This window comes from Citrobacter sp. W9, from assembly GCF_026719375.1.
GTDB classification, from domain to species: domain Bacteria; phylum Pseudomonadota; class Gammaproteobacteria; order Enterobacterales; family Enterobacteriaceae; genus Citrobacter; species Citrobacter werkmanii.
Genome location: NZ_JAPPTE010000012.1, coordinates 1 through 22,831 on the forward strand (window position 1 = coordinate 1; position 22,831 = coordinate 22,831).

At 49.8% G+C, this 22,831-nt stretch carries 38 protein-coding genes and 1 pseudogene; 28 read left to right on the plus strand and 11 right to left on the minus strand.

The features are described from left to right. Positions 1 to 55: 55 nt before the first annotated feature. The 8 genes from OOJ59_RS16690 to OOJ59_RS16725 all read right to left on the minus strand — a co-directional run bounded on the left by OOJ59_RS16690 (position 56) and on the right by OOJ59_RS16725 (position 3,892). The gene (locus OOJ59_RS16690) at positions 56 to 547 is read right to left on the minus strand and encodes a hypothetical protein (protein WP_268063439.1); all 492 of its coding nucleotides are present in this window, start codon (positions 545 to 547) and stop codon (positions 56 to 58) included. Further along, positions 544 to 864, minus strand: coding sequence for a hypothetical protein (locus OOJ59_RS16695; protein WP_160956005.1), 321 nt, complete (start codon positions 862 to 864; stop codon positions 544 to 546). Before OOJ59_RS16695 ends, OOJ59_RS16690 begins: the two co-directional genes overlap by 4 nt. Before the next feature lie 288 nt (positions 865 to 1,152). Then, on the minus strand, positions 1,153 to 1,557 hold the full coding sequence (locus tag OOJ59_RS16700; RefSeq protein ID WP_160956008.1) for a hypothetical protein: 405 nt from the start codon (positions 1,555 to 1,557) through the stop codon (positions 1,153 to 1,155). 5 nt (positions 1,558 to 1,562) lie between these two features. Next, on the minus strand, positions 1,563 to 2,333 hold the full coding sequence (locus tag OOJ59_RS16705) for a replication protein P (protein ID WP_268063442.1): 771 nt from the start codon (positions 2,331 to 2,333) through the stop codon (positions 1,563 to 1,565). A 2-nt stretch (positions 2,334 to 2,335) separates the two neighbouring features. Next, the gene (locus OOJ59_RS16710; protein ID WP_268063443.1) at positions 2,336 to 3,022 is read right to left on the minus strand and encodes a helix-turn-helix domain-containing protein; all 687 of its coding nucleotides are present in this window, start codon (positions 3,020 to 3,022) and stop codon (positions 2,336 to 2,338) included. Beyond that, a complete protein-coding gene (locus OOJ59_RS16715; protein ID WP_160956438.1) occupies positions 2,991 to 3,200 on the minus strand; it encodes a ClpX C4-type zinc finger protein in 210 nt (69 codons plus the stop codon). Before OOJ59_RS16715 ends, OOJ59_RS16710 begins: the two co-directional genes overlap by 32 nt. A 21-nt stretch (positions 3,201 to 3,221) precedes the next feature. Beyond that, positions 3,222 to 3,524, minus strand: coding sequence for a CII family transcriptional regulator (locus tag OOJ59_RS16720; RefSeq protein WP_160956439.1), 303 nt, complete (start codon positions 3,522 to 3,524; stop codon positions 3,222 to 3,224). A gap of 137 nt (positions 3,525 to 3,661) precedes the next feature. After that, the gene (locus OOJ59_RS16725; protein ID WP_052928615.1) at positions 3,662 to 3,892 is read right to left on the minus strand and encodes a hypothetical protein; all 231 of its coding nucleotides are present in this window, start codon (positions 3,890 to 3,892) and stop codon (positions 3,662 to 3,664) included. Positions 3,893 to 3,971: 79 nt separating this feature from the next. On the opposite strand from OOJ59_RS16725, the gene OOJ59_RS16730 reads away from it, so the two are divergent. The 22 genes and pseudogenes from OOJ59_RS16730 (at position 3,972) to OOJ59_RS16835 (ending at position 14,728) form a co-directional block, all read left to right on the plus strand. Continuing rightward, complete coding sequence (locus tag OOJ59_RS16730) at positions 3,972 to 4,679, plus strand: LexA family transcriptional regulator (RefSeq protein WP_201442659.1); 708 nt, start codon at positions 3,972 to 3,974, stop codon at positions 4,677 to 4,679. 640 nt (positions 4,680 to 5,319) lie between these two features. Then, positions 5,320 to 5,538: a hypothetical protein gene (locus OOJ59_RS16735; RefSeq protein ID WP_160956406.1), complete on the plus strand. Its 219-nt coding sequence runs from the start codon at positions 5,320 to 5,322 to the stop codon at positions 5,536 to 5,538. Between the two features lie 42 nt (positions 5,539 to 5,580). Continuing rightward, positions 5,581 to 6,219 (plus strand): AP2 domain-containing protein, encoded by a 639-nt coding sequence (locus OOJ59_RS16740; RefSeq protein WP_160956407.1) that lies wholly within the window; start codon positions 5,581 to 5,583, stop codon positions 6,217 to 6,219. A gap of 134 nt (positions 6,220 to 6,353) precedes the next feature. Continuing rightward, positions 6,354 to 6,623: a hypothetical protein gene (locus tag OOJ59_RS16745; RefSeq protein WP_001752702.1), complete on the plus strand. Its 270-nt coding sequence runs from the start codon at positions 6,354 to 6,356 to the stop codon at positions 6,621 to 6,623. Then, a complete protein-coding gene (locus OOJ59_RS16750; protein ID WP_202416152.1) occupies positions 6,620 to 6,778 on the plus strand; it encodes a hypothetical protein in 159 nt (52 codons plus the stop codon). Before OOJ59_RS16745 ends, OOJ59_RS16750 begins: the two co-directional genes overlap by 4 nt. Further along, complete coding sequence (locus OOJ59_RS16755; protein ID WP_063963191.1) at positions 6,775 to 7,005, plus strand: cell division protein FtsZ; 231 nt, start codon at positions 6,775 to 6,777, stop codon at positions 7,003 to 7,005. Before OOJ59_RS16750 ends, OOJ59_RS16755 begins: the two co-directional genes overlap by 4 nt. Beyond that, positions 6,992 to 7,438 (plus strand): hypothetical protein, encoded by a 447-nt coding sequence (locus tag OOJ59_RS16760; RefSeq protein ID WP_063963190.1) that lies wholly within the window; start codon positions 6,992 to 6,994, stop codon positions 7,436 to 7,438. Before OOJ59_RS16755 ends, OOJ59_RS16760 begins: the two co-directional genes overlap by 14 nt. A 70-nt stretch (positions 7,439 to 7,508) precedes the next feature. Beyond that, positions 7,509 to 8,588: a hypothetical protein gene (locus OOJ59_RS16765; protein WP_160956409.1), complete on the plus strand. Its 1,080-nt coding sequence runs from the start codon at positions 7,509 to 7,511 to the stop codon at positions 8,586 to 8,588. A 7-nt stretch (positions 8,589 to 8,595) separates the two neighbouring features. Then, positions 8,596 to 8,880, plus strand: coding sequence for a host nuclease inhibitor GamL (gene gamL, locus OOJ59_RS16770; protein ID WP_100397633.1), 285 nt, complete (start codon positions 8,596 to 8,598; stop codon positions 8,878 to 8,880). Positions 8,881 to 8,898: 18 nt separating this feature from the next. Next, on the plus strand, positions 8,899 to 9,744 hold the full coding sequence (gene bet / locus OOJ59_RS16775; protein WP_160956410.1) for a phage recombination protein Bet: 846 nt from the start codon (positions 8,899 to 8,901) through the stop codon (positions 9,742 to 9,744). Next, positions 9,741 to 9,947 (plus strand): winged helix-turn-helix transcriptional regulator, encoded by a 207-nt coding sequence (locus OOJ59_RS16780; RefSeq protein ID WP_074165348.1) that lies wholly within the window; start codon positions 9,741 to 9,743, stop codon positions 9,945 to 9,947. The genes bet and OOJ59_RS16780 overlap by 4 nt, the downstream gene beginning before the upstream one ends. Then, positions 9,944 to 10,624 (plus strand): lambda exonuclease family protein, encoded by a 681-nt coding sequence (locus OOJ59_RS16785; protein WP_103856784.1) that lies wholly within the window; start codon positions 9,944 to 9,946, stop codon positions 10,622 to 10,624. The genes OOJ59_RS16780 and OOJ59_RS16785 overlap by 4 nt, the downstream gene beginning before the upstream one ends. A gap of 2 nt (positions 10,625 to 10,626) precedes the next feature. Further along, positions 10,627 to 11,085 (plus strand): hypothetical protein, encoded by a 459-nt coding sequence (locus OOJ59_RS16790; protein ID WP_268063444.1) that lies wholly within the window; start codon positions 10,627 to 10,629, stop codon positions 11,083 to 11,085. Beyond that, complete coding sequence (locus tag OOJ59_RS16795; protein WP_160956411.1) at positions 11,082 to 11,633, plus strand: phage N-6-adenine-methyltransferase; 552 nt, start codon at positions 11,082 to 11,084, stop codon at positions 11,631 to 11,633. Before OOJ59_RS16790 ends, OOJ59_RS16795 begins: the two co-directional genes overlap by 4 nt. Further along, on the plus strand, positions 11,630 to 11,848 hold the full coding sequence (locus OOJ59_RS16800; protein ID WP_121567097.1) for a hypothetical protein: 219 nt from the start codon (positions 11,630 to 11,632) through the stop codon (positions 11,846 to 11,848). The genes OOJ59_RS16795 and OOJ59_RS16800 overlap by 4 nt, the downstream gene beginning before the upstream one ends. 94 nt (positions 11,849 to 11,942) lie before the next feature. Further along, the gene (locus OOJ59_RS16805; protein WP_160956412.1) at positions 11,943 to 12,125 is read left to right on the plus strand and encodes a hypothetical protein; all 183 of its coding nucleotides are present in this window, start codon (positions 11,943 to 11,945) and stop codon (positions 12,123 to 12,125) included. Continuing rightward, entirely contained in the window at positions 12,122 to 12,307 is a 186-nt protein-coding gene (locus OOJ59_RS16810) for a TraR/DksA family transcriptional regulator (protein WP_268063440.1), read from the plus strand. The genes OOJ59_RS16805 and OOJ59_RS16810 overlap by 4 nt, the downstream gene beginning before the upstream one ends. Next, positions 12,292 to 12,348, plus strand: a pseudogene (locus tag OOJ59_RS16815) (hypothetical protein); the annotation flags it as partial. The gene OOJ59_RS16810 and the pseudogene OOJ59_RS16815, both read left to right, overlap by 16 nt. A 198-nt stretch (positions 12,349 to 12,546) precedes the next feature. Beyond that, positions 12,547 to 12,786 (plus strand): DUF4222 domain-containing protein, encoded by a 240-nt coding sequence (locus tag OOJ59_RS16820; protein ID WP_160956414.1) that lies wholly within the window; start codon positions 12,547 to 12,549, stop codon positions 12,784 to 12,786. A 9-nt stretch (positions 12,787 to 12,795) separates the two neighbouring features. After that, positions 12,796 to 13,068 (plus strand): hypothetical protein, encoded by a 273-nt coding sequence (locus OOJ59_RS16825; protein ID WP_160956415.1) that lies wholly within the window; start codon positions 12,796 to 12,798, stop codon positions 13,066 to 13,068. 69 nt (positions 13,069 to 13,137) lie between these two features. After that, positions 13,138 to 14,295: an RNA-guided endonuclease InsQ/TnpB family protein gene (locus OOJ59_RS16830; protein WP_160956416.1), complete on the plus strand. Its 1,158-nt coding sequence runs from the start codon at positions 13,138 to 13,140 to the stop codon at positions 14,293 to 14,295. A 190-nt stretch (positions 14,296 to 14,485) separates the two neighbouring features. Further along, complete coding sequence (locus tag OOJ59_RS16835; protein ID WP_085049496.1) at positions 14,486 to 14,728, plus strand: hypothetical protein; 243 nt, start codon at positions 14,486 to 14,488, stop codon at positions 14,726 to 14,728. Here the strand turns inward: OOJ59_RS16835 and OOJ59_RS16840 are convergent. Further along, positions 14,698 to 15,891 (minus strand): tyrosine-type recombinase/integrase, encoded by a 1,194-nt coding sequence (locus OOJ59_RS16840; protein ID WP_160956417.1) that lies wholly within the window; start codon positions 15,889 to 15,891, stop codon positions 14,698 to 14,700. The two genes, OOJ59_RS16835 and OOJ59_RS16840, sit on opposite strands and share 31 nt — an antisense overlap. 446 nt (positions 15,892 to 16,337) lie before the next feature. Here OOJ59_RS16840 and yniD point away from each other — a divergent pair, with 446 nt between their 5' ends. After that, a complete protein-coding gene (gene yniD / locus OOJ59_RS16845) occupies positions 16,338 to 16,445 on the plus strand; it encodes a small membrane protein YniD (RefSeq protein ID WP_087856702.1) in 108 nt (35 codons plus the stop codon). Between the two features lie 165 nt (positions 16,446 to 16,610). Here the strand turns inward: yniD and OOJ59_RS16850 are convergent, their stop codons facing one another. Beyond that, positions 16,611 to 17,369 carry a DUF481 domain-containing protein gene (locus tag OOJ59_RS16850; RefSeq protein WP_038640176.1) on the minus strand — a complete coding sequence of 253 codons (759 nt, stop codon included), beginning with the start codon at positions 17,367 to 17,369 and terminating at the stop codon, positions 16,611 to 16,613. A gap of 287 nt (positions 17,370 to 17,656) precedes the next feature. Here OOJ59_RS16850 and pfkB point away from each other — a divergent pair, with 287 nt between their 5' ends. Further along, a complete protein-coding gene (pfkB, locus tag OOJ59_RS16855; RefSeq protein WP_061381454.1) occupies positions 17,657 to 18,586 on the plus strand; it encodes a 6-phosphofructokinase II in 930 nt (309 codons plus the stop codon). A 269-nt stretch (positions 18,587 to 18,855) separates the two neighbouring features. After that, positions 18,856 to 19,716: a fructosamine kinase family protein gene (locus tag OOJ59_RS16860; protein WP_160955914.1), complete on the plus strand. Its 861-nt coding sequence runs from the start codon at positions 18,856 to 18,858 to the stop codon at positions 19,714 to 19,716. Positions 19,717 to 19,772: 56 nt separating this feature from the next. Here OOJ59_RS16860 and OOJ59_RS16865 read toward each other — a convergent pair whose 3' ends face one another. After that, on the minus strand, positions 19,773 to 20,309 hold the full coding sequence (locus tag OOJ59_RS16865; protein WP_087856703.1) for a YniB family protein: 537 nt from the start codon (positions 20,307 to 20,309) through the stop codon (positions 19,773 to 19,775). 167 nt (positions 20,310 to 20,476) lie between these two features. Here OOJ59_RS16865 and hxpB point away from each other — a divergent pair, with 167 nt between their 5' ends. From hxpB to OOJ59_RS16880, 3 genes are all read left to right on the plus strand, one after another. Continuing rightward, complete coding sequence (gene hxpB / locus OOJ59_RS16870; RefSeq protein ID WP_069324269.1) at positions 20,477 to 21,145, plus strand: hexitol phosphatase HxpB; 669 nt, start codon at positions 20,477 to 20,479, stop codon at positions 21,143 to 21,145. A 138-nt stretch (positions 21,146 to 21,283) separates the two neighbouring features. Then, positions 21,284 to 22,045 carry a 2-dehydro-3-deoxy-D-gluconate 5-dehydrogenase KduD gene (kduD, locus tag OOJ59_RS16875; protein WP_268063441.1) on the plus strand — a complete coding sequence of 254 codons (762 nt, stop codon included), beginning with the start codon at positions 21,284 to 21,286 and terminating at the stop codon, positions 22,043 to 22,045. 83 nt (positions 22,046 to 22,128) lie between these two features. Further along, a complete protein-coding gene (locus OOJ59_RS16880) occupies positions 22,129 to 22,728 on the plus strand; it encodes a metal-dependent hydrolase (RefSeq protein WP_087050648.1) in 600 nt (199 codons plus the stop codon). Positions 22,729 to 22,831: the final 103 nt, after the last annotated feature.

Sequence of the window (22,831 nt, forward strand, 5' to 3'; positions counted from 1 at the left end):
TGCAGGACTTTAATTTCCATACGAATCTCAAAAGTGATCATAAGCTCCCCTGTATTCAGAGGAGCAGATTAACCCCTGGATCAATTTTCAACCGCTGGGGTGGATCAGTTTTGCACCGTTGGTAACACTCAGCGGCCTCTCGGGTTAGGTGTGCGTTAACGTGCTGCCATTCCTTGCGAGTTCCGCACACAGTGTGATTATCGAGGTCTGCAAGAAAGTCCCACTGCTCACTCTCTTCGCAGTCAAGAAAATCCTTCTCCCACATGTCATTCGCCATGCAGTTGAGTTCATCGCGCTTATCGTCTTCGGCGTCATCCCAATATTCCTTCGGGGAGTTCCATTCGCATTCATCGAAATGGACTATCTTCGCTTCGCCGTACTCTTCGGCCAGGCCATAAATGGTTACCTGCTTCTGAACCATGAAAATAGGATCGGCGGTGGCATGACGATTTACGCCATCACCGCGATGGTGATACTTCAAGCGCTCAACAAAATCAGCGAATGTTTCAGTCGTAAGTTTTGCTCCATCTGCGATTGATTTGCTCATAGCACGGCTCCTTTGCACAAGTCGTGCATTTCCTGAAGTGTCTGCATATCAACGAGGTCACGGTCTGGCATCTGCGTGTCGTTGTACTTGCTGTAAACCAGGCTTGCTTCGCATACCAGTTCCATTGCTTTTGATGACAGCTCCCTGCACTTGCTCTCGGTGTTAGCGAGCTGTACTGCAAGGTCTGTGAGCTTTTTCTCGAGTTCTATATTTTTCTCTTCTGCCTCAACTGCTTTCGTAAACAATTTTTTCAGTTCTCCAGCAGATGCCAGAATCCCATTGTGCTTAATGGTTTCTACTAATTGCTTAGTGATCATAATCCTACCCTCATAAAAAAGGCCCGCATTCGGACCTGTTAATCGATTATTTGTGATTCGAACTTTCCGCAGTGAGCGCATTGCAGTCGCAAAATAAACTTAATTTTGTATGGCCTCGTACTGGATGAATATTCGTAGTAGTGCTGCTCTTGCTTCTCTTTTAGCTGCCATTGGTGCATGCCGAAGAAGCATTTCCAGTTTCGTGTATCGCTCACAATTTTCTCCAGCCATAAAAAAGGCCGACTATCACGGCCACGCTTGCAGATAGCTCTGCTATGTAAGGTTCAGTCATGCTCGTCTCCCGTAAACCATCATCAGCCGCTTGTGTGCATCGCTCTGCATAAACTCAGCGACAACTCCGTTATTCGCCGGGTTGTACGGTTCGAACATCTTCGGATCGTCGCGGTTACGCGGCTTTTTCATCCCCTTCGCTTCCTGGCTGCTCAGATTAACCTCGACAGCACGACGCCGAATTTCTTCGTATCCGCCACTTTTCAGCCAGCGCTGATAGTCATCTTCACCAGTGAATACGCCGATGCCCGGTACACTGCGCAACTTGCCCATAAAGCGGAGTTGCTTAGCCTCTTCGTAATACCGGTTACGACAGATACCAAGCTCCTTGTAAATCAGATCAACTTTGGCGGGCTGGTTAGCTGATACGTAGTCGAGAATGCGTTGCTTTAAGCTGTCCATCGTTTTCACCTGATAAGGCCAGCGGCCTTCCCTTTGAGGTATTCATCCCATAGCCACTGCGCTGGAGTAAGCGCACCAAGAGTTGCAGCATTAGGCATGCAGCCAAATGTTTTTCCTTCAGGGTGGTAACCGATGCTTCTGCTCTCATGGGTTACTGGAATGACGTCGGAGTTACATTCAATAGCCATAACTGGTGATGGAATCTGCTCACCGCCAGCTACTTTTAACGCCCACTCTTCCAGCTTTTTAGCTGCAAACTTTTCAGTCTCAACCTCACTAAGTTGCCGTTGGTACATGGCCCGGCGCGTATCTGTGATAATCCAGTACATGACGGGATGAGACCATGGGAACCTTTCTGCACCGCCTGTGTGGACGCCTTTTTCTCTGCTGTAGCGATGAAACTCATTCATCACATCTGCCAGGTTAATACCAAGAACGGTGCTACTGTCCTTGCACCACTTGATGAATTGCCCAGGAGAAGGCCAGAAAGGCGACTCACTGGCTCTGGCATGTCTTACTCCTGCAGAAAGCTGTTCTCTGCTGCGTATCCCGTTTTCAGAAAATGCAGCGATCCATTGTCGCTTTGCGGTTTTTTCATCAGAGTCAGTCTTGAGATTTGTTTGGGTTGCCGCAGGAAAGATTTGCTTTAGCTGGCGAAATAGTGAGTCGACCAAGCTCTCGGCTTCGATGTTGATTACGTTTTTCGGATCGTGGCTTCCGGACATCCGGGCCATTGCTTCGCCATCACGGTTCTGAATGGCTGTCATCAGTTTCATTGTCACAGGAAGTCCTCCCAGCCCTCGCGGCTGTTCCAGTGTGGAGTTTCAGGCTCACTACGCTGCTTTCTGGTGAGCGGGTTAACACGCGCGTTTCTGATCCAGACGCGGAAAGCTGAATTCCAGTCAAGAAGCATGGTGCCTCTCGCAGTGTGGTAATCCTTGAAGTTGAGCAGTTCAGTTTCAATGCTCACCCCCTTCTCTCTCGCCATCGCTATGTGTTCTTCATTTGGCTTGAACATCTGAGGAAGAGGAATTTCTCCTCCAGGTGATATCCCAATACGACGCTTTGCAGCTTCGCTAATAAATCCCTCGCGCCCAGAGAGAGAGTTAGGTTCATTGACTGGTTCAAAAGAGTGACTGATTCTGGGTGCAGCTCCTGCACTACCCCCTAGTGAATCTCCTGCACTAGGTAGTGAATCTCCTGCACTAGGTAAGGTGAGGATGTAGATATTTGTAGAATTGCCTTTCGTCCCCTTCCTGAAGACTTTTTTCAGCAATCCTGACTGACAAAGATCATCAATGTGGCTCATTACTGATCGCTTGCTAATTTCGCACTGGTCAGCGATATATTGGTAGCTAGGCCAGCACTCACCCTGATCGCTCGCGTTATCAGCAAGCTTCAGGAGAACGAGCTTGCGTAATGGGTTGCCGACCTTAATTTGCATGGCTTTCACCATTAACATCATGCTCACTATGAGTTCTCCTGTTCTGCTTGAAGATAATTTCCACACACAAACAAACGCACTCATCACAGATGCATACGCCATCTCCTGTGATGAGAGTTGCAACGTCGTTATTGGTTTTCCCGCAAAATGAGCATTTGTGAGTGGGATGTGGATTTGCTTTTCCTAGTTGGTTTGGCATAATTAACCCCGCAAATAGTTGTTAAAAATCCATCGTGATTTGGTCTGATCGCTCGGTTGCCGCCGGGCGATTTTTCTTTGTAAGTACCGCAGCAACTTCTCTTGCCAGCCGAGCCATATCGTCATCAACGACACCCCATTCCAGAACTGCCAGCAGCATTGCCATCTTCGGCAGCCAGCTTTCTTTCCAGCGGGTTATCTGCGCTTTATCGACGCCGATCTCTTTAGCTACGTTGTTGCCACCTTTCATGGCGATACGGTTTAGCAACCAGGACTCAATGCGACGGGCATTGACCTTGTTGCGGTTAATTGTGTTGATTTCCATATATATTTTCCTTGGTGTTTAAATAGTGAATTGATAAATCTTTTGTTCTTTTTATCGTGCACCATTGACAGTCATCCATGACCACGCCGGGCACCCGACCATATACCGGGCCGTTCGGTACTAAAAGTACATTTTTATTACATGACTAATTGCTGCTTACCGATACGGCGAATCTGTGCTGCTGAATACTTGCCGCCTGATGCTTTGGCGATCTTGTCCGCGTACTCGGTTTCTCCTGTAAACTCGGTACGCGGCAGAGAACCTCGCTCAATCCATTTGTAAATGGCCTTGGGCGTAAGTCCGCAAACCTCAGCCACAACAGATACACGAACGGATTTAATGACGTGTCCAAACGTAACTTCGTTCATTTGCATCTCCAGTGGTGAACTTGTAGTTCATATTATGACGGAACTGATAGTACAGTCAAGTACAGATATAGTTGAACTGATGGTTCAACAAAATGAGCGTGAAAAATTCTCGCTAAGGCTTGCGCTGGCCTGTGATAAGGCGGGACTTCCACAACATGGCAGGCAGGCTGATCTAGCTGCTAGAATGAAACTTACACCGAAGGCCGTAAGTAAGTGGTTCAATGGCGAAGCGGTGCCGAGAAAGGAGAAAATGGAGTTGCTGGCGTCAGTGCTGGGGACTACAGCTGCATACCTGCATGGATATGCTTCAGAGGACGGTATAACACCTAACCACGCCTCTAAGGTGTCCGACTCTTATCGAGTGGACGTATTAGATGTTCAAGCGAGTGCTGGGCCGGGGACTATGATTTCCAATGAGTTCATTGAGAAAGTCAGGGCTATTGAGTACACAAATGAGCATGCCAGAACGCTATTTAATGGCAGACCTCAAGACCATATAAAAGTCATCACGGTTAGTGGAGACAGTATGGAGGGAACAATCAATCCTGGTGATGAGATCTTCGTTGATGTCTCGGTTAACCATTTTGATGCTGACGGAATTTATGTTTTTGTCTATGGCAGAACCCTTCATGTTAAACGCCTACAGATGCAAAAAGACAAGCTCGTTGTCATCTCTGACAATCCAATATACGAGCGCTGGCACATCGAAGAGGCTGATGAAGACCAGCTTCACGTGGTAGCCAAAGTCTTACTCCGCCAGTCGATAGATTATCGTCGATTCGGATAAAAATAAATTACCTTAAAGTTCATTATGTTATGACAAAATGGACTTTTTTTACCTTAAATATGTACTATTGGTACTTTACATGAATGAACTTTCAGTACATTATAAGTCCATCGAAACAACACAGCGTTTCGGTCAGTCGAACGGCGCGACAGTAAACCATGCGTCGGACGCCCGGCGGGCTCAGGGAGAGCGGCAATGGTGCGTAACTGGAATGTTTTTGGGTGTGGTGGCGGTGTCCTCAAGCGAGGTGCAACGCTAGCAGTGTGATAAGACCTGAAAACCGGCTGGGCAGATTGTTGTTTGCCAATACAGAAACAGGGCGCTCAGGAAGTAAGTGAGAGTGGCGACTCAGTGCCAGTCCACCACACCGACCAAAGCATTTCTCCCGCATCAGCGGGTAACTTAATGGAGAGTACGTATGCACAAGTGTCAATTCTGTGGGTACTTTCTGGCATCTGAACAGATGCAGAGAATATCTCTAAACATGGTTGGCAGGCCTTACAACATCTGCATTCCATGCTCAGAAAAGTACAAAAGAAAAGGTCTGTGGGATTCTGCAAAGAACGATATCGACTGGAAATCTCTTCCATGCGTCGATGAGACATAACCGCATCAGCGGGTAACGACAGAGGAAAATTTCATGTCTTACATCACCGAAAACATCCACCTACTTTCAAACTTCAACCCTGACCCGGCAACTATCGCAAACATTAAATCGCTGGTGCTGCCATGGGCTAAAAAGCGCTTAAGTGAGTATCAAGAACTATACGCATTGTGCCCAGAAGCAATATTCAGCGACGAAATTGAAACGCTAAAAGCTGGCATAACAGTTTGCGAACAGAGATTACAAGCCGCCTAACCAGCGGCTTTTTTATCGGCCACATAAAACAGGAGGATCGGTATGGGCTCGGCAGCTACCGACATCATTCTTGAGAGCAAGAGAAGCCGAAAGAAAAATAAGGGGCCTGTCCACGGAGTTGGGATTATTGATGTTCCATTCAGTGTGCGCGGAACAGTAGATGGGAAAAAGATATACCACCGAGCCTTTAAGGTTTGGAACAGCATTTTGCAGCGATGCTATTACCCACCTATTCAAGCCAAGTATCCATCATACATAGGCTGCTCTGTTTCCCCTGAATGGCTGCTCTTCTCTGGTTTCCTTAAGTGGTGGAAAGCGAATTTTCATGAGGGCTGGGAAATCGATAAAGACCTCCTATTTCCTGGCAACAAGATCTACTCACCAGATAAATGCCTTTTCGTTCCATGCGATCTGAATAGTTTTGTAATCAGCCGAGAAGCAAAGCGCGGACCTTCTCCTATCGGAAGTACGTTTGATGCTCGTTATGGCGTTTATAGGACAACTATCAGTCTTGGGAAAGGCCAAAAGCATTACTTGGGGTCGTTCGTTTGTCCAGACGAGGCATACGCCGCCTGGCTCAGTGCAAAGTTGAAGCTTGCTGAGCGATTCAAACCAATCTGCGACGAGATACACCCTCAACTTTACGACAGCCTACTCACGAAAATTCGCTCGATTAAATGAATTGCTAAACCGACACATGTGGTCGGTTTTTTTATGACAACCGGCGGCCATCCACCGCCCATTGAAACACTGAATAAATGCGTTGAAGTCTTGTATTAACCGTTCCGTTCGCCGCGATAAGGCCAAGAGGATTTATGACAATTGATTTTGAAGTGAAAGCTACAGGTATTGATGTTTCAACAAGTGGTTACCGCGACCACGTCAATTTAGAAGTTCGTGGTGTGGAACTCTCAGACCTTGTCTCTGAAATTGAAGGCAAGGCGCTCTTTCAGGAAATTGATCTTGATGACTACATAGACTGGGCTGAGGCCGCTGGTCACATCGAAGACATCCTTGAACGGCTTGATGTAGATGAAGTTATCGCATGGTTGCGCAGCAACGGACACCTGGAGACTGAATCATGACAGTCACCCACAACGGCAAGCAGTACATCGCCAAAAAGCTCAACGATAACGAGTGGCAACTGACGTCGGTATCGGCACCGCGTGAAAAACTGGTGCTTAACCGCTGGCAGATGCATGTTGCTGGCCTCCTGAAACAGGTTGAGGTGAAGGCATGATCAACCACTACGGCACCACGCCGCTCATTCGCCAGTGCGTTACGCCCGGCATGATGGCAATGCATGAAGGCCGCACCTATCGCGTCTCAGCAGTCATTCAAGAGCGTAAATGGGTCTACCTGCACACCGATGCAGAAATAATCCGCCTCAGTGACTGCGTGATTGACGTCCTTCTCGATGGCACAGGTCTTCCAATTCAGCGCGGAGGTGAGCATGCAATGGGTTAAATACTCTGAACGCAAGCCAGATGCCGCCGGTGTTTATATGTGGCGGATGGGCAGCCGAAAAGTAAAAGGGCTTGTCGTTATAGCCCGAGCTAAGTTTCGCCTTCGTGGCGCTGGTTACGAAGATGTTCTTTCACCTGAATTTGATCGTTGGGACGGATATTCGGTTATTGTGCCAGGCGAACTTCAATGGGCTGAAGATGATGGCTCATTGCCGGACACTTCTTTCGAAAATCTCCCTGACGCAACAGAGTGCCCATTTTGCAAACGACAGCCCGTAATTAAGGCGTTCGAATGGGATCGCGGTTGCAGGATAGGTCCAGAGCCATACATCCTCAATCAGTTCCAACTGAAGTGCTGCGGATGGATCGCTCCTGTTACCTTCGACTCACCAATTTCAGCCATAGAGTCCTGGAACTCAAAACTTTCTAAGTAACCACCCTATTCAACCGATCGGCCTGGCTAAAAGCGGGCGGGATCTGCACATCCAAATTTCAGGAGAAACCATGAGCGAAGTAACGGATTTAGTCGTCATTGAGAAACGGAACGCAATGGCGGTATTCACCACCAAAGAGCAGCTCGACCCGATTATTGAGGCGATCGAGAAAGAGGCTCGCAGCCTGGTGCCGGATGTGTCGACCCGTAAAGGCCGCGACGCTATCGCATCCATGGCGCATAAGGTTGCCCGTTCCAAAACCTACATCGACAACGCCGGTAAAGATCTGGTTGCCGAGCTTAAAGCCCTGCCGAAGCAGATCGACGAAAGCCGCCGCATTGTACGTGAGCGGCTGGACGCGCTGAAGGATGAAGTGCGCAAACCTCTCACTGACTGGGAAAACGCCGAGTCGGCAAGAAAGGAAGCACTGCAGCAGAGACTCGTTGATTTGCGGGCCCTTGCTGATGTTATTGATAGCGTGGGTAACTACCTGCCGTCAGTTGAAATCCAGCAGCGCATTGAGTCAGCAAAAGCTGTTGCACTTGATGAAAGCTGGCAGGAAGTAGCAGCTGAAGCTGGCGCGGCTAAAGACACCACCATCCAACAACTCGAAGCTGCCCTAATCGTAGCAAAGCAGCGTGAGCATGAAGCTGCAGAGCTTGAGCGCCTTCGTAATGAAGCGGAAGAAAAATCTCGCCTGGAACGTGAGGAAAATATTCGCCGGGAAGCGGCAGAACAGGCTCGTCGTGATGCAGAGCAAAATGCGAAGGCTGAACTCGAAGCCGCAGCACGCCGCGAAGCTGAGGAGAAAGCGCGTGCTGAAGCTGCGGAGCGCCAGCGCATTGAAACGGAGCAGCGTGCAGCACGTGAGAAGCGGGAAGCGGAAGCTCGGGCAGAACGCGAAAAAGCTGCGGCAGTGGAAGCCGAGCGCCTTAAGGCAAAGCAGGCAGAAGATGCCCGCCTGGCTGAAGAGAAGCGCATCGCCGATGAACAGGCAAAGCGCGAAGCTGACGTTAAGCACCGCAAGACAGTCGGCACCAACATCGTTAACGCGCTCACCAGCCACACCAGCTTAACCCGCGAACAGGCTATCGAAGTGCTTACCGCCCTGAAAGATGACCTGATCCCCTGCGCAAAAATTCATTACTGAGGCAACCATGAACGCATACCTCACTTACGACCGCATCGAAGATCGGCGCTGGGCTGAGCAGCAGATAACCGACGAGAAAGAGAAGTGGATCGACGACCGGGCGCAGCAAATTATCGACATGATGCCAAAAGAGCCGTCCGGCCTCTTCCACTTCACGGTCCCGATCGACACCAGCCCATACGAAGGACTTCGCAGCGATAAAGCTGGCGAGGCCTACAACGATTTCATTTCGGCAGTTGCTTACGCCCAGGCGGAATACGACTGGGAACACCGTACCGGCTGCCCGTTTTAATTTTTGAGGGGATTAACGATGGCAAACGAATTAACAATCACAGCGAGCGCGCTGGCGGAAAAAGGTATCGACGTAGCTACCTGGAGCGCGCTGAAGAACAGCATCTACCCTGGCGCCAAAGACGAATCTGTGATGATGGCGCTCGATTATTGCCGAGCCCGCCAACTTGATCCACTACTGAAGCCTGTCCACCTCGTGCCGATGAGCGTCAAAGACTCGAGAACAGGTAAAAGCGAATGGCGCGATGTGGTCATGCCGGGCATCGGGCTTTACCGCATTCAAGCAGACCGTTCCGGCGATTATGCCGGGGCGCGGGAACCAGAATTCGGTCCCGACGTAACTCAGACGCTTACTGGTGTCGATGTTACCTTCCCTCAGTGGTGCAAATACACCGTTTTCAAGCGCATGCCCAGCGGCGAGATCGTCGAGTTCAGCGCCAAAGAATACTGGATTGAGAACTATGCAACCGGCGGCCGCGACACCACGGCGCCGAACGCGATGTGGAAAAAACGCCCATATGGACAGCTGGCGAAATGCGCTGAGGCTCAGGCGTTGCGTAAGGCATGGCCTGAGATTGGACAGCAGCCTACCGCCGAAGAAATGGAAGGGAAATCTCTGGACGTTGATATGCGGGACGTAACGCCGCGCAGCGCCACAGAAGCTCTTCCACCAGCAGCAAGCGATGAAACTCTACAGGCGATCACCGATCTCTTAACCGCCCTGAATAAAGACTGGGAACAAGACTTCCTCCCTCTGTGTAGTGACATCTTCAAGCGGCAAATTCTTGAGGCGTCAGAGCTTACGGAAGAAGAGGCGCAGAAAGGGTTTGGATTCCTTCAAAAAAGAGCTAAGGCGGCAGCATGACACCTTCCCTCCTTTCATTGTTGCGAAGCGGAAAACACAGCATTCGCGATATGGCAAAGATTTTAGGCATTACAAGGTCTCGCGTTTCATGGTTTATCGCCGAGCTTGAACGGCGTAAATGGATAGAAGTCACCAGGTGCGCGATATGGTTTCACGATGGGACCCGTTCAAATAAGCAGAACGTATACAGGGTAAAACTATGACACCAGAAATTATCCTTTCCCGGACCGGCATTGACGTCACCACTATCCAACAGGGCGATGAGGCGTGGCACCGGCTACGCCTCGGAGTCATCACAGCCTCAGAAGTACACAACGTAATTTCCAAGCCGCGATCCGGCACGAAATGGACGGGAATGAAGATGTCCTACTTCCACACATTGCTCGCCGAGGTGTGTACCGGCGTTGCTCCAGAGGTTAACGCTAAGGCGTTGGCTTGGGGCAAGCAGTACGAGGAAGACGCCCGCACTCTCTTCGAGTTCACCACTGACGTGAAAGTCACGGAGTCTCCGATCTTGTTCCGTGACGAGAGCATGCGTACTGCCTGTTCCCCTGACGGTCTTTGCAGTAACAATTTCGGCCTTGAGCTGAAATGCCCGTTCACCTCCCGCGACTTCATGAAATTCCGCCTCGGCGGTTTCGAAGCCATTAAGTCAGAGTACATGGCCCAGGTGCAGTACAGCATGTGGGTTACCGGAAAAGACGCCTGGTTCTTTGCCAACTACGACCCGCGCATGAAACGCGAAGGCATTCACCATGTCGTCGTTGAGCGGGATCCTCAGTACATGACTGATTTCAACGAAATGGTGCCGGAGTTCATCGAGAAGATGGACGAGGCGCTGGCGGAGATCGGCTTTAAATTCGGAGAGCAATGGAGGTAGCGATGAGCGAACTTTGGCAACCGTGGGAAAACCTATTCCTGCATGAAGTTGGCAGAACTATGCCGGTTCAGGTTATCGCAGAAAAGCTTGAGCGTTCCGAATCTGCAGTCACTCGCCAGGCATCACGTATCGGCGCACCACTTATCAGCAGGATGACCGGTAAGCCATGGACGGCAGCCGAGCTGTATCTGTTCGGTCGATTCTCAGTGGAAGAGATAGCAACGGCAACAGGTCGCTCCATTTACTCAGTCAGAAGCAAGCGTAACTCGCTGGCCCGCTCCGGAGGATTAACTATGCGTGAATGGACCGCATGTGAACTGGCTGCACTCATGCGCTACACCAACGCAGAAGTCGCAAAGATTACCGGTCGGAGTATCGAAGAGGTCGGAGATAAGCGGCTGCAGGTGAATATTGAGCGGAATGGATGGGATGTAAATAACCCGGAGCGGGAGGATTCATGACCGATTATACCGGTAGCAAGACGCCAGCGGATCAGCGTGATTTGTGGCGCACTCCACCTGTATTGTTCGCCGCACTGGATGCTGAGTTCTGCTTTCAACTGGATGCAGCCGCAGCATCGCATAACGCGCTTTGCCGCAAGTTCATCACAGCTGAGCAGAACACGCTGGAAACTCCGTGGGCTGATTACCTCACCATCCCCGGCTATGCCTGGCTCAACCCGCCCTACAGCGACATTACGCCATTCGTGAAGAAAGCCGCGGCTGAGAGCAAGAACCAGATCGGCACCGTCATGCTGGTTCCGGCTGATACGTCCGTCGGCTGGTTCCGTGAGGCAATCCAGACAGCCAGCGAGGTGCGCTTCATCACCGCCGGGCGGCTGGCATTCATTAACCCGGTCACCGGTAAGCCAGTATCTGGAAATAACAAAGGATCGATGCTCATCATTTGGCGCCCGTACCCGCGTACACACTGCCACTTCGCAACTGTGGACCGGGACGAGCTTATGGCTTTCGGGGCAAAACGTCTCGCCCGCAGGGAGGCAGCATGACGCCAGAGCAAGACAACGCTGTACGCGCACAGGGACGTAAATGCGTGGCAGAGATTCAGCAGGCAATGAAATGCAGGCCTAAGCCGAAATGGAATGCAGTAGTGCCGCCAATCATCAAAAAGCATCACCAGAAAATCGCGCCTCTGGGTATTAGCCTGGTGGCATTCGTTAGCAGCATCGGTCGCATGCAAGGCCGATACGGAGTCGAATCATGACGCTAACCAAACGAATCACAAGGTCGCTATGTCGGCCTTTTTTATTGCTGGCGTTCACCTTCAACCGAATTAACCGACAGTTTATGGAGAACTGATGAAGCATTTAACAACCACAATAGCTCTTATCGGCGTATCCATGGCGTCAATAAAATCATGGAGTTTAGCTGAAATATCTCCAGCTTTTCACATGGATGCTAGCTATCCAGTTTGCGGAAGGAAAACGGGTATTGCAGCAGCTCTCCGGGCAGCAAAAAAACGCAGGAGAAGTCGCAAATGACACCAGAAATCATCGATCAGGCCAGCGCTCTCGAAGAGATGATGCGCGAAAACGCTATTCAGGCTCACAGACTCAACCACTCAGCAGTATCAGCAACGCACTGTGAGGAATGCGGTGACAGTTTGCCGGAGGCTCGCCGGAGGCTCGCCGGAAAGCGTATCCGGGATGCACGATGTGCGTGAGCTGTCAGCAGGATGAAGAAAATCGTAATCGGAGGGTGTGATGAATAATCGCAAAGCAAGGCGGTTGCTTGGTGTTCATATCAGAGACACCTATCGAATAAGCAACAGGCGCTGGCTGGTTTGGGGAAGCAATTACCATTTTGTTTGGGAGCACGCAAAACCATCACCTCGGCAAAAGAGAAAAGCTAAAGAGGTTGCTGCATACCGAGAGGAATTAAAGCGCAATCAGGAGCCAGCCAATGTTCCAACTAATTCAACGGGGTCAGATATACGCTGACAATGCCGGGTGGCCGGTAATAATTCATTCCGTCACATCAGATATAGTCCGCTACTGGCGACAGGGCCGGATAAACACCGCTTCAATCGACCGATTTAATTCAGACTTCGAGCACCTCGATCACCGTGAGGCGGCACAGATACGCGCCGAACTGGAGACGAGCGAGCACATCAAATCGCTGCGCGCCCAGCGTGCGGCATGAGGAGATATTATGCGCATTGAAGAGTTACCGAAGCTACCGAAGCTGTTCCGCGTTATCGAGGTTGATCTTGACGTGCTGCGCAACGGGATTGGTTCTGGTTGGGGAGTGATTTTCGACCAAGACGCCGTCGTTAAGCGAAAGGTCCGCCGAGTGAAGCATGACGGAGGCTGGAAGTGGCAACTGGTTCGGGAATGGCACGATCAGGAGTTGTGGGATTACTGCTTCGAGCAGGACCGAGAATGTCTTGAAAACCTCAACTATGACCTGGGGCTGTTGCATTGACGCAACTTATAGCCAGTTATGAGCTGTAAATATCAGTTACATTAACTTTTTGATGGTAGGATTTTATACATGAAACGACATCAATCATTCAAATTTCAGTTAATAACTGGAGTTGGTATCGAGAGAAACCTTAGATCTTTCTCTGGGGCGTGTCGTTTCGTGTACAACAAGGCGCTGTCTATTCAGAATGAAGCTTATTCTTCCGGAGGGAAATACACTTCATACAACAAAATGGCATCTTGGCTGAAGGAGTGGAAATCCAACCCAGAAACGGAATGGCTTAACGATGCGCCATCACAGGCTCTGCAGCAGTCTCTTATCGATTTGGATAAAGCACATAAAAACTTCTTTGAAGGTCGATCCTTGCCACCTAAATTCAAAAAGAGAGGAAGTCATGACTCTTTTCGAGTTCCGCAAAAATTCAAGATAGATCAAGAAAACAATCGCATATCACTACCAAAGCTTGGATGGATACGCTACAGGGGAAGTAGAAAGGTTACTGGTGAAGTTAAAAATGTAACGGTTAGCCAAACTTGCGGGAAATGGTACGTCTGCATCCAGACAGAGGTTGAAGTTGAAATTAATCCGCATCCATCACGCTCAATGGTAGGTCTTGATGTTGGCGTTGCAAGGCTAGTAACTCTATCCGACGGAACATTTTACAGCCCTGTAAATAGCTACAAGAGCCGGATGAAAAATCTAGCACGGCTTCAAAAAACGTTAAGCAGAAAGGTTAAATTCAGTAGCAACTGGAGGAAGCAAAAAAGGAAGATACAGCTACTCCATTTCAAGATATTTAATATACGCAATGACTACCTGAACAAAATAACTACAACGATCAGCAAAAACCACGCAATGATCGTTATAGAAGACTTGCACGTGAAAAACATGTCCAAATCCTCCTCTTGCTCTAAAAGCAATCCAGGGAGGAACATTAATGCCAAGTCAGGACTAAATCGCTCAATATTAGACCAGGGATGGGGAGAGCTTCGCAGAAAACTTGAGTATAAACAGGCTTGGCTTGGCGGTAATTTGCTGGCAATACCTCCAGCATATACAAGCCAGCGATGTGCTTGTTGTGGCTATACATCCAAGGACAATCGAATATCTCAAAGTAAATTCATGTGCAAGGAATGTGGATACGAAGAAAATGCTGACACCAATGGTGCACGCAACATTTTAGCGGCGGGGCACGCCGTTTTAGCCTGTGGAGAGACGGTGCTATAAGACCTCTCGTTGAATCAGGAACCCACCGAGACGACTCATTGAATTAATAGAGCGTTGTAGGATTGCTCGCTTCCTAGCGGGTAGGATGCCAAGAGCTGGCTATTGGGTGTTACAAAATCCCAAAACATCACTGCCACGTTATCCCTTTTGCCCGGCCCCGCGTCGGGCTTCTTTTTGCCTGGAGAAAACCATGATCAGTACACAGATGGCAATCCCGCCAGTCATCATCAATCGCGAAACCGTTCAGCAGATGCTTGGTGGTATCTCGCGTACTACGTTTTATCGCAAGCGTATCCAGTGGGAAGCTGCAGGAACACCATTCCCGCCAAAAGCGCCTGGCACTAACGCGGGTCGAGGCGGTGAGCAGTATCGTTACTGCGACGTGATGCGCTTCATGGAGGCTCAAGGTTTAGTTGAGTCTACGCATGACTGAATATGGGCAGCAAGGATGTCTAGCGCCTCCTGCTGCTCTCTCACGTAGCTGTGCTGGTCATAAATGGCGAGAACCCCTCCGAGTTTGTGACCAAGCACTTTCTCTGATATGTGTGGTGGCACGCCAAGTTCTGCCATTTTCGTCTTTGCCGTCCGGCGCAGGTCGTGAATAGACCAGTGATCGATGGTCATATCCTCACGAATCTGAATAGCAAGGTTGAGTATCACGCTTGCCGCCATTGGCCTGTCTTCTTTCTTTATCGCTGGCGGGAATACCTGCTGGAAGTTTGGGTAAAGGTCAAAAGCCTCTTTCAACAATTCGACAGCCTTAGCCGATAACCCCCTTTCAAAAGGCTCCCTTGTTTTTGAGTTTTCATCAGGGACGCGCCAAACTCTCCCCTCTAAATCAAAATCAGCCTTTTTCGCCAGGCGAAGTTCTACGCCACGGCATCCGGTTAGCAATAGTAATTTTAAAAGCAGCTTGCTCTGGTAAGTAATAGTTGAGGCGTCAACGGCGTGCCAGAACGCTCCGATCTCCTTGTCGTTGAAATTTCTGTGTCCTTTTTTCGGATGCTTACCAACGTCAATAACACGCAAATCCCGAACAGGGTTTCTCTTAATCAATTCTGTACGTATGCAGTATGAGAAGATCGTCTTCATCCTCGACAGAAGTTCTCCGGCATACGTCTCAGCACCGTTATCCCGCATTCTTTTAAAGACAGGCTGCCAGTGAGAAATCGCCATTTCGTCTACTATCATACTCCCGACATAGGGAACCACATGACGATTAAGCGCCCTTTCCCATTCATCTCGCCTTACCAGCTTGTTGGCTCCTGCACTCACAAGCCACGCCTTGATGCAGTCGCTTACCGTTGCTGCTTTAATATTGGCTTCCAGTTCCATGCTCCTGAACGTTATCGGGTCTTTCCCGTTCGCCAGTAGCTTCTTATATTCACCAACCAGTTGTCTAGCCTCTTTCAAAGACATACGGTCATACTGACCAAGCGTCATTCGCCGAGGCTTACCGTCAAAGTTATACCGGTACTGAAATGCGATTACTCCGGTTGGCGTGACACGAATCGACAGTCCGTTAGCATCGGCAATCTCCATTCTCTTCTCGATAGGCTTGCCATTCATTTTGCGAAGTTTGGTGTCAGTAAGCATTTAGTGTACATCCGCCAACTGTGTACACAGGTGTGTACATAATATCAGTGGCACAAAGTGGAATCATGTAAAACAGAGTGAAACACTCAAAGGTGGTTTAGTCAATGCTGGCAATGGGTTGGATAGAGGTGATGAAACGGAGATAAACAGAAGGGAACGGCACTGGCGGCCTACACGTAAGAGCACATACAAAGATTCAATATTTAAAATTATCAAAAAGGTGTGGGCTGATTCCCGCTTCACTCTGCGAAATATGTCACGGGTTGCCTTGGTGGCGACGCTGGACCTACGCCCTTTTTTTGATAACACCGTTGACAGTGTACACGGTGTTACGAGCCGATCAAAGCAGCAATCAACGCGCACTGTATGATGTAAATCAATTCACTGACACCCTGAGGTCTTTGTTACACTTGCCGAAAGTCATCGAATATGAGCGGGAAAGAACTATGCCAACAAATCGCTTTGCGAAGAAACACTGGAAAATAGTTGTGATTCTGCTTGTTATTTGTGCGGCCATGCTGATGCTGCGTTGGGCCGCAATGATCTGGGGTTAAATTATTAGCACCGGCAGTACGGTTCCGTTTATTTATCTATTAAATAGAATTTACCTGAAAAATAGCGCGTTATTGGTACGTGGTAAAAATAAAACGTAGAGTAAATATTAAATAAACTTAACTTTAACTGGGAAAACCGGGCCAATTATTTGACCCGGCTTGTCATTACATACGATAACCGAGCGAAACAGTCGTTCGACGATCGGTATGCTCCGGCGCCGTTGCCGGCGGTTCAGAGTTCCAGGTCACGTTGTAAGCCACCTTTAACCCGAAGTGTTCATTGATGGCAACGTTCAAAGCCGTTTCAGAGTTGAGTGTCGTATCGTCAGCACCGAATACCGATACACCCTGAGTAAATTTGGTGTTATCCGTCATCTGCCACGCATACGCCCCGGACGCATAGCCCAACGGCTGCGTTTCGGTGGTGCCATCAGTGTGCTCGTCATAACGAACACCAGGACCGAATTCAAAACGGAAGCTGTGCACCGGCCCATTAAGGAACTGACGACCGTAACCTGCGGTCAGTACGTCACGCTCGCGATAACCGTTGTAGCGGTCGGTCAACCAGCTTGCCTGCCCAAAGAGATAGTCATAGTCGGTCATGTTGTAACGACTACGGCCCCCTACGGCATATTTCTCTGATGAACGCTCATCATTTGAGGAGGTGTTGCTGGCATTTCCCCACAGAGACCACGCCGTAGTTTGACCATACCAGGTCATGTTGGTGTCTGCAGTTAAAGAAGAACTTTTTGTGTTGCCTGACTGGGCGAGATATCCCGCGTTCAGGTTACCTTCAAAGGGTTTTTTCGCGCTGGAAGGATCATCCATGACAGTAAAAACGGAATCATCGGCGGCAGCATGCATTGACGCAAGCAGGCCTCCCATCAGCATGAATGCTGTGGGCACTGTCTTCAAAAGCTTCATTTATTAAGAGTCCGTACAACAAAAAAAGAGACCATAACGGTCTCGGAAACTTTCATATGGATCAATGACAAAAGACCCTTGAAAGGTAACAAATTATAAAAAGACTCGAATAACATAGCAATAAATTCTTATTTCATTTTTTGAATAAGAGCGTTCTTAAATCGATATTTTATTTATATAACTTTGACCCGATAATTTTAAATAAAGATATGAAAAATCATGTTGTTAATTACTTCACTTTCGGGATGTTAAGTGCCAGACTGAAGGCAGCCTAACAGGAGGTAAAGATGGTACGTATCTATACGTTAACACTTGCGCCCTCTCTCGATAGCGCAACAATTACTCCGCAAATCTACCCTGAGGGTAAACTTCGCTGTACCTCGCCGGTTTTTGAACCCGGTGGCGGCGGCATCAATGTCGCTCGTGCAATAGCACATCTTGGCGGTACTGCGACGGCTATCTTCCCCGCGGGCGGGGCCACGGGAGAGCATCTTGTTGCATTGCTCGCCGACGAAAATGTTCCCGTCTCTACAGTCGAAGCCAAAGACTGGACCCGCCAAAATCTGCACGTCCACGTTGAGTCCAGCGGTGAGCAGTATCGCTTTGTTATGCCCGGGGCTGCGCTGACCGATGATGAGTTCTATCAACTTCAGGATCAGGTGCTGGAAATTGAGTCCGGCGCGCTGCTGGTGATTAGCGGCAGTTTGCCGCCTGGCGTACAACTTGAGAAGCTGACCCGACTCGTTACCTCAGCACAAAAACAGGGTATTCGCTGCATCGTCGATAGCTCAGGCGAGGCGCTAACGGCGGCGTTAGCCATCGGCAATATCGAACTGGTCAAACCCAACCTTAAAGAACTGAGCGCGCTGGTGAACCGCGAACTCACCCAACCTGATGACGTGCGTAAAGCCGCACAGGAGATTGTGCAATCGGGTAAAGCACATCGCGTCGTGGTCTCTCTTGGGCCACAAGGGGCGCTGGGCGTTGATCGCGACACCTGCGTCCAGGTGGTTCCACCACCGGTGAAAAGTCAAAGTACCGTAGGCGCAGGCGACAGCATGGTCGGCGCCATGACGCTTAAACTGGCTGAGAACGCACCTTTTGACGATATTGTTCGTTTCGGGGTTGCCGCCGGTAGCGCAGCAACCCTGAATCAGGGGACGCGTCTGTGCGCTTTGGACGATACGCAAAAAATATATGCATACCTTGCGCAGTAATGCCACCGTCCCCTTCTTACCAGGAAGGGGGATTTTCCGGTAAAACTGTCGGCATGGTTGTTATACGTCTATGATAAAAAATCACGTGATTACAAAGAAGTGAATCATGTGCAAACAGACGTCTCCACAACTGTGCGAGATGAAGAAGAACGACAAACATTAAGTGCCTTTCCAGCGATGACGCGTCCGTGGTGTGCGTCAGTTCGTGTTTTTTAACCGCATTCTTGCGCTAACCTTATGATCTGGCAGACAACATGGGGAGAGACATCATGTGGCAGGCTATCAGTCGTCTTTTAAGCGAGCAATTAGGTGAAGGCGAAATCGAACTGCGTAATGAACTGCCCGGCGGAGAGATCCACGCCGCATGGCATTTACGCTATGCGGGGCGCGATTTTTTCGTCAAATGCGATGAAAGAGAGCTGTTGACCGGCTTTACGGCGGAAGCCGATCAACTGGAGCTACTTTCCCGCAGTCAAACCGTATCTGTACCGAAAGTTTGGGCGGTAGGCGCAGACAGAGATTACAGTTTCCTGGTGATGGACTTCCTCCCTCCCCGTCCGCTTGACGCGCACAATGCATTTATCCTCGGCCAACAGCTTGCGCATTTGCATGAATGGAGCGATCAGCCGCAGTTCGGACTCGACTTCGACAATGCGCTCTCGACCACGCCGCAACCCAATGCCTGGCAACGTCGCTGGTCAACTTTTTTTGCCGAGCAGCGCATTGGCTGGCAACTGGAACTCGCCGCTGAAAAAGGTATTGCGTTTGGCAATATTGACGCCATTGTCGAGCATGTTCAGCGACGCCTCTCGTCCCATCAGCCGCAGCCGTCTCTCCTGCATGGGGATTTGTGGTCGGGAAACTGCGCGCTCGGCCCGAACGGTCCTTACATCTTCGACCCTGCCTGCTACTGGGGAGACAGAGAGTGCGATCTGGCAATGCTGCCGTTACATACCGAGCAGCCGCCGCAAATTTATGATGGTTATCAGTCCGTCTCGCCGCTCCCCCTGGATTTTCTTGACAGACAGCCTGTCTACCAGCTCTATACGCTGCTGAATCGGGCTATTCTGTTCGGAGGGCAGCATCTGGTTGTGGCGCAGAAAGCGATGGATAGGTTACTGGCGGCTTAACAACGCGCTTATCAGGCCTGACGTTACACAATGCGGCAGGCCTGATGTTTCAACGCTTACAAAAAGCCCAGTAATGAGAAGAAGAAGTAGCCGATGACGATAACGATCACCGGCAATATATACAGCGGAAAAATTTGTAAAAAGATCGTATGGTGCGGTACCACGATACGTGATTCAATTTGTGCGCGTGATAACCCTTCACTGCCTTTGGCCTGTTCCAGAATCAGTTGATCCTCAACACCTTCGCGTAAAAAACGCGCCTGACGGCTCATTCTTGCACCTGAATCCTGCAACGCTAAGCCGACAAAAATCAGGATGAAAATCAGCCAAAAAACGAAATTGAGTCCACTTTGAAAATCGGGTGTCGGCGAGTTATACCAAAATACGTTAAGAAAGGGGGTGTTCACCCGCATCATGTCGATCATTACATGGGCAAAATCGAGCATCACCGCATTAATCCCCTCCTGCTTTTCGCTGTGCGCATACATAAACTTCAGTACAGAAACCAGTGTTGAAATCAGCGCGGGAATGAAAATCACCCATCCCACCAGCCTTTTCAAGACGGCAATGCGTCCAGCTTGTTGATACGTCATGAGTTCCCCTTGATAAAGACGTGTCATTTTGGCCTAAGTTTACCCGTTGATAACCGTTTTCGCCTGATCTTTAAAGGCGGTATAATAGAGAATTAGCCATAATGAACGCTCAGAGCCTGTTATGACTGGCTCGAAATCCCTTTTATCACCCTAAAGGAGAGGTTGTGATGTCAACCCCGCGTCAAATTCTTGCTGCAATTTTCGATATGGATGGATTACTGGTCGATTCAGAACCGCTCTGGGATCAGGCCGAACTGGATGTGATGGCAAGTTTAGGCGTTGATATCACTCGCCGCCATGAGCTTCCCGATACCCTTGGCTTACGCATCGACATGGTGGTTGATTTGTGGTTTGCGCAGCAACCGTGGAATGGCCCCACACGTCAGGAAGTGACTGAACGTATCATCACGCGGGCTATTGCGTTAGTTGAAGAAACAAGACCGCTGCTGCCTGGCGTACGTGAAGCCGTGGCGTTGTGCAAATCGCAGGGACTTTTGGTCGGGCTGGCATCCGCATCACCGTTGCATATGCTGGAAAAAGTGCTGACCATGTTTGGTTTACGCGACAGCTTCGATGCACTGGCCTCCGCAGAGAAACTTCCCTACAGCAAACCGCACCCGCAGGTGTATCTCGATTGCGCAGCGAAACTGGGCATTGATCCTTTGAGTTGCGTTGCCCTGGAAGATTCAGTCAACGGCATGATCGCCTCGAAAGCGGCTCGCATGCGCTCTATCGTGGTGCCTGCACATGAAAATCAGGACGATCCTCGCTATGTACTGGCCGACGTAAAACTGTCCTCGCTCACCGAACTTACAGCCGTTCATCTGCGCGGCTAATCCTCTCACGGGCAATGCGAATCATTGTCCGTGACATTGTTTTTTAAAACAGTGTTTCATTTTTATTGTATTTCTGCTCAGCCTCTCCTATTCTTTCCGCATGGTAAAGTGTGAATGGAATGAATAATTGAGGTGAATATGATTCAGGATGCTTTTCGTCTCGCAGGTAAAGTTGCCATCGTCACCGGATGTGATACCGGCCTTGGACAAGGTATGGCACTGGCGCTGGCTGAAGCTGGCTGTGATGTGGTCGGAGTGAATCGTAAAACCCCGCATGATACCGCAGAGAAAATTAACGCGCTCGGTCGACGTTTTATGGCGATTCAGGCCGATCTCAGCCAACAGGACGTACTCGCCAGTATTGTGACACAAACGGTGAAGGCATTTGGTCGGTTCGATATTCTGGTCAATAATGCGGGCACCATACGTCGCCAGGATGCGCTGGACTTCAGCGAAAAAGACTGGGATGACGTGATGAACCTGAATCTCAAATCCGTGTTCTTTCTGTCGCAGGCCGTGGCGCGCCAGTTTGTGGCGCAGGGTAACGGTGGGAAAATAATTAATATTGCCTCAATGCTCTCATTTCAGGGCGGGATCCGCGTTCCTTCCTATACCGCATCGAAAAGCGGTGTACTGGGTATCACCCGCCTGCTGGCTAATGAATGGGCTGCACAAGGTATTAATGTCAACGCTATTGCGCCCGGCTATATGGCGACCAATAACACGCAGCAACTACGTGAAGACAGCGAGCGCAATCAGGAGATTATCGATCGTATTCCAGCCGGACGCTGGGGAAAGCCAGACGATCTGAAAGGCCCGGTCGTTTTCCTCGCAAGTTCAGCCTCTGACTATATTCATGGTTATACGCTGGCCGTGGATGGTGGTTGGCTGGCGCGGTAATGTCGCACTTGTGACAAAGGGTTACAACGTCACCTCTTCCGCCTACTGTATAAAACCCCTATACTGTATGAATCGACAGTTTATTGGGTTTTATCATGACGGCGGAAGGCCACCTTCTTTTTTCTATTGCCTGTGCGGTATTTGCCAAAAATGCCGAGCTAACGCCCGTTCTTGCGCAGGGTGACTGGTGGCATATTGTTCCTTCAGCCATTTTGACATGTCTGCTACCGGATATCGATCATCCAAAATCTCTGCTCGGACAGCGTCTGAAGTGGATATCGAAACCCATTGCCCGCGCATTTGGCCATCGCGGGTTTACGCATAGCCTGCTGGCAGTCTTTGCCCTGCTGGCCACGTTTTACCTGAAAGTCCCTGATACCTGGATAATTCCAGCTGATGCCTTACAGGGCATGGTTCTCGGTTATCTCAGCCACATTCTGGCCGACATGCTGACCCCGGCAGGCGTCCCCCTGCTTTGGCCCTGTCGCTGGCGCTTTCGCCTGCCGATCCTTGTGCCGCAAAAAGGGAATCAACTGGAGCGATTCCTGTGTATGGCGCTGTTTGCCTGGGCGATCTGGATGCCGCAGACCGTACAAGAAAACAGTGCAGTACGCTGGTCATCGCAAATGATAAATACGCTACAAATGCAGTTTAATCGATTCATAACGCACCAGGTTGACTAATAAATCAGCCGAAATGTCATTTTTGGCATAAACAATTCCATTTGAATATAAGAGGCATGTCACAGTTCTGCTAATCTTGCGCCAACTGAATCACCATCGTACG

Excerpts from the sequence above, each read along its gene's own strand:
- OOJ59_RS16690 (WP_268063439.1), bottom strand. The coding sequence starts at position 547 with ATGAGCAAATCAATCGCAGATGGAGCAAAACTTACGACTGAAACATTC.
- OOJ59_RS16695 (WP_160956005.1), bottom strand. The coding sequence starts at position 864 with ATGATCACTAAGCAATTAGTAGAAACCATTAAGCACAATGGGATTCTG.
- OOJ59_RS16700 (WP_160956008.1), bottom strand. The coding sequence starts at position 1,557 with ATGGACAGCTTAAAGCAACGCATTCTCGACTACGTATCAGCTAACCAG.
- OOJ59_RS16705 (WP_268063442.1), bottom strand. The coding sequence starts at position 2,333 with ATGAAACTGATGACAGCCATTCAGAACCGTGATGGCGAAGCAATGGCC.
- OOJ59_RS16710 (WP_268063443.1), bottom strand. The coding sequence starts at position 3,022 with ATGATGTTAATGGTGAAAGCCATGCAAATTAAGGTCGGCAACCCATTA.
- OOJ59_RS16715 (WP_160956438.1), bottom strand. The coding sequence starts at position 3,200 with ATGCCAAACCAACTAGGAAAAGCAAATCCACATCCCACTCACAAATGC.
- OOJ59_RS16720 (WP_160956439.1), bottom strand. The coding sequence starts at position 3,524 with ATGGAAATCAACACAATTAACCGCAACAAGGTCAATGCCCGTCGCATT.
- OOJ59_RS16725 (WP_052928615.1), bottom strand. The coding sequence starts at position 3,892 with ATGAACGAAGTTACGTTTGGACACGTCATTAAATCCGTTCGTGTATCT.
- OOJ59_RS16730 (WP_201442659.1), top strand. The coding sequence starts at position 3,972 with ATGGTTCAACAAAATGAGCGTGAAAAATTCTCGCTAAGGCTTGCGCTG.
- OOJ59_RS16735 (WP_160956406.1), top strand. The coding sequence starts at position 5,320 with ATGTCTTACATCACCGAAAACATCCACCTACTTTCAAACTTCAACCCT.
- OOJ59_RS16740 (WP_160956407.1), top strand. The coding sequence starts at position 5,581 with ATGGGCTCGGCAGCTACCGACATCATTCTTGAGAGCAAGAGAAGCCGA.
- OOJ59_RS16745 (WP_001752702.1), top strand. The coding sequence starts at position 6,354 with ATGACAATTGATTTTGAAGTGAAAGCTACAGGTATTGATGTTTCAACA.
- OOJ59_RS16750 (WP_202416152.1), top strand. The coding sequence starts at position 6,620 with ATGACAGTCACCCACAACGGCAAGCAGTACATCGCCAAAAAGCTCAAC.
- OOJ59_RS16755 (WP_063963191.1), top strand. The coding sequence starts at position 6,775 with ATGATCAACCACTACGGCACCACGCCGCTCATTCGCCAGTGCGTTACG.
- OOJ59_RS16760 (WP_063963190.1), top strand. The coding sequence starts at position 6,992 with ATGCAATGGGTTAAATACTCTGAACGCAAGCCAGATGCCGCCGGTGTT.
- OOJ59_RS16765 (WP_160956409.1), top strand. The coding sequence starts at position 7,509 with ATGAGCGAAGTAACGGATTTAGTCGTCATTGAGAAACGGAACGCAATG.
- gamL (WP_100397633.1), top strand. The coding sequence starts at position 8,596 with ATGAACGCATACCTCACTTACGACCGCATCGAAGATCGGCGCTGGGCT.
- bet (WP_160956410.1), top strand. The coding sequence starts at position 8,899 with ATGGCAAACGAATTAACAATCACAGCGAGCGCGCTGGCGGAAAAAGGT.
- OOJ59_RS16780 (WP_074165348.1), top strand. The coding sequence starts at position 9,741 with ATGACACCTTCCCTCCTTTCATTGTTGCGAAGCGGAAAACACAGCATT.
- OOJ59_RS16785 (WP_103856784.1), top strand. The coding sequence starts at position 9,944 with ATGACACCAGAAATTATCCTTTCCCGGACCGGCATTGACGTCACCACT.
- OOJ59_RS16790 (WP_268063444.1), top strand. The coding sequence starts at position 10,627 with ATGAGCGAACTTTGGCAACCGTGGGAAAACCTATTCCTGCATGAAGTT.
- OOJ59_RS16795 (WP_160956411.1), top strand. The coding sequence starts at position 11,082 with ATGACCGATTATACCGGTAGCAAGACGCCAGCGGATCAGCGTGATTTG.
- OOJ59_RS16800 (WP_121567097.1), top strand. The coding sequence starts at position 11,630 with ATGACGCCAGAGCAAGACAACGCTGTACGCGCACAGGGACGTAAATGC.
- OOJ59_RS16805 (WP_160956412.1), top strand. The coding sequence starts at position 11,943 with ATGAAGCATTTAACAACCACAATAGCTCTTATCGGCGTATCCATGGCG.
- OOJ59_RS16810 (WP_268063440.1), top strand. The coding sequence starts at position 12,122 with ATGACACCAGAAATCATCGATCAGGCCAGCGCTCTCGAAGAGATGATG.
- OOJ59_RS16820 (WP_160956414.1), top strand. The coding sequence starts at position 12,547 with ATGTTCCAACTAATTCAACGGGGTCAGATATACGCTGACAATGCCGGG.
- OOJ59_RS16825 (WP_160956415.1), top strand. The coding sequence starts at position 12,796 with ATGCGCATTGAAGAGTTACCGAAGCTACCGAAGCTGTTCCGCGTTATC.
- OOJ59_RS16830 (WP_160956416.1), top strand. The coding sequence starts at position 13,138 with ATGAAACGACATCAATCATTCAAATTTCAGTTAATAACTGGAGTTGGT.
- OOJ59_RS16835 (WP_085049496.1), top strand. The coding sequence starts at position 14,486 with ATGATCAGTACACAGATGGCAATCCCGCCAGTCATCATCAATCGCGAA.
- OOJ59_RS16840 (WP_160956417.1), bottom strand. The coding sequence starts at position 15,891 with ATGCTTACTGACACCAAACTTCGCAAAATGAATGGCAAGCCTATCGAG.
- yniD (WP_087856702.1), top strand. The coding sequence starts at position 16,338 with ATGCCAACAAATCGCTTTGCGAAGAAACACTGGAAAATAGTTGTGATT.
- OOJ59_RS16850 (WP_038640176.1), bottom strand. The coding sequence starts at position 17,369 with ATGAAGCTTTTGAAGACAGTGCCCACAGCATTCATGCTGATGGGAGGC.
- pfkB (WP_061381454.1), top strand. The coding sequence starts at position 17,657 with ATGGTACGTATCTATACGTTAACACTTGCGCCCTCTCTCGATAGCGCA.
- OOJ59_RS16860 (WP_160955914.1), top strand. The coding sequence starts at position 18,856 with ATGTGGCAGGCTATCAGTCGTCTTTTAAGCGAGCAATTAGGTGAAGGC.
- OOJ59_RS16865 (WP_087856703.1), bottom strand. The coding sequence starts at position 20,309 with ATGACGTATCAACAAGCTGGACGCATTGCCGTCTTGAAAAGGCTGGTG.
- hxpB (WP_069324269.1), top strand. The coding sequence starts at position 20,477 with ATGTCAACCCCGCGTCAAATTCTTGCTGCAATTTTCGATATGGATGGA.
- kduD (WP_268063441.1), top strand. The coding sequence starts at position 21,284 with ATGATTCAGGATGCTTTTCGTCTCGCAGGTAAAGTTGCCATCGTCACC.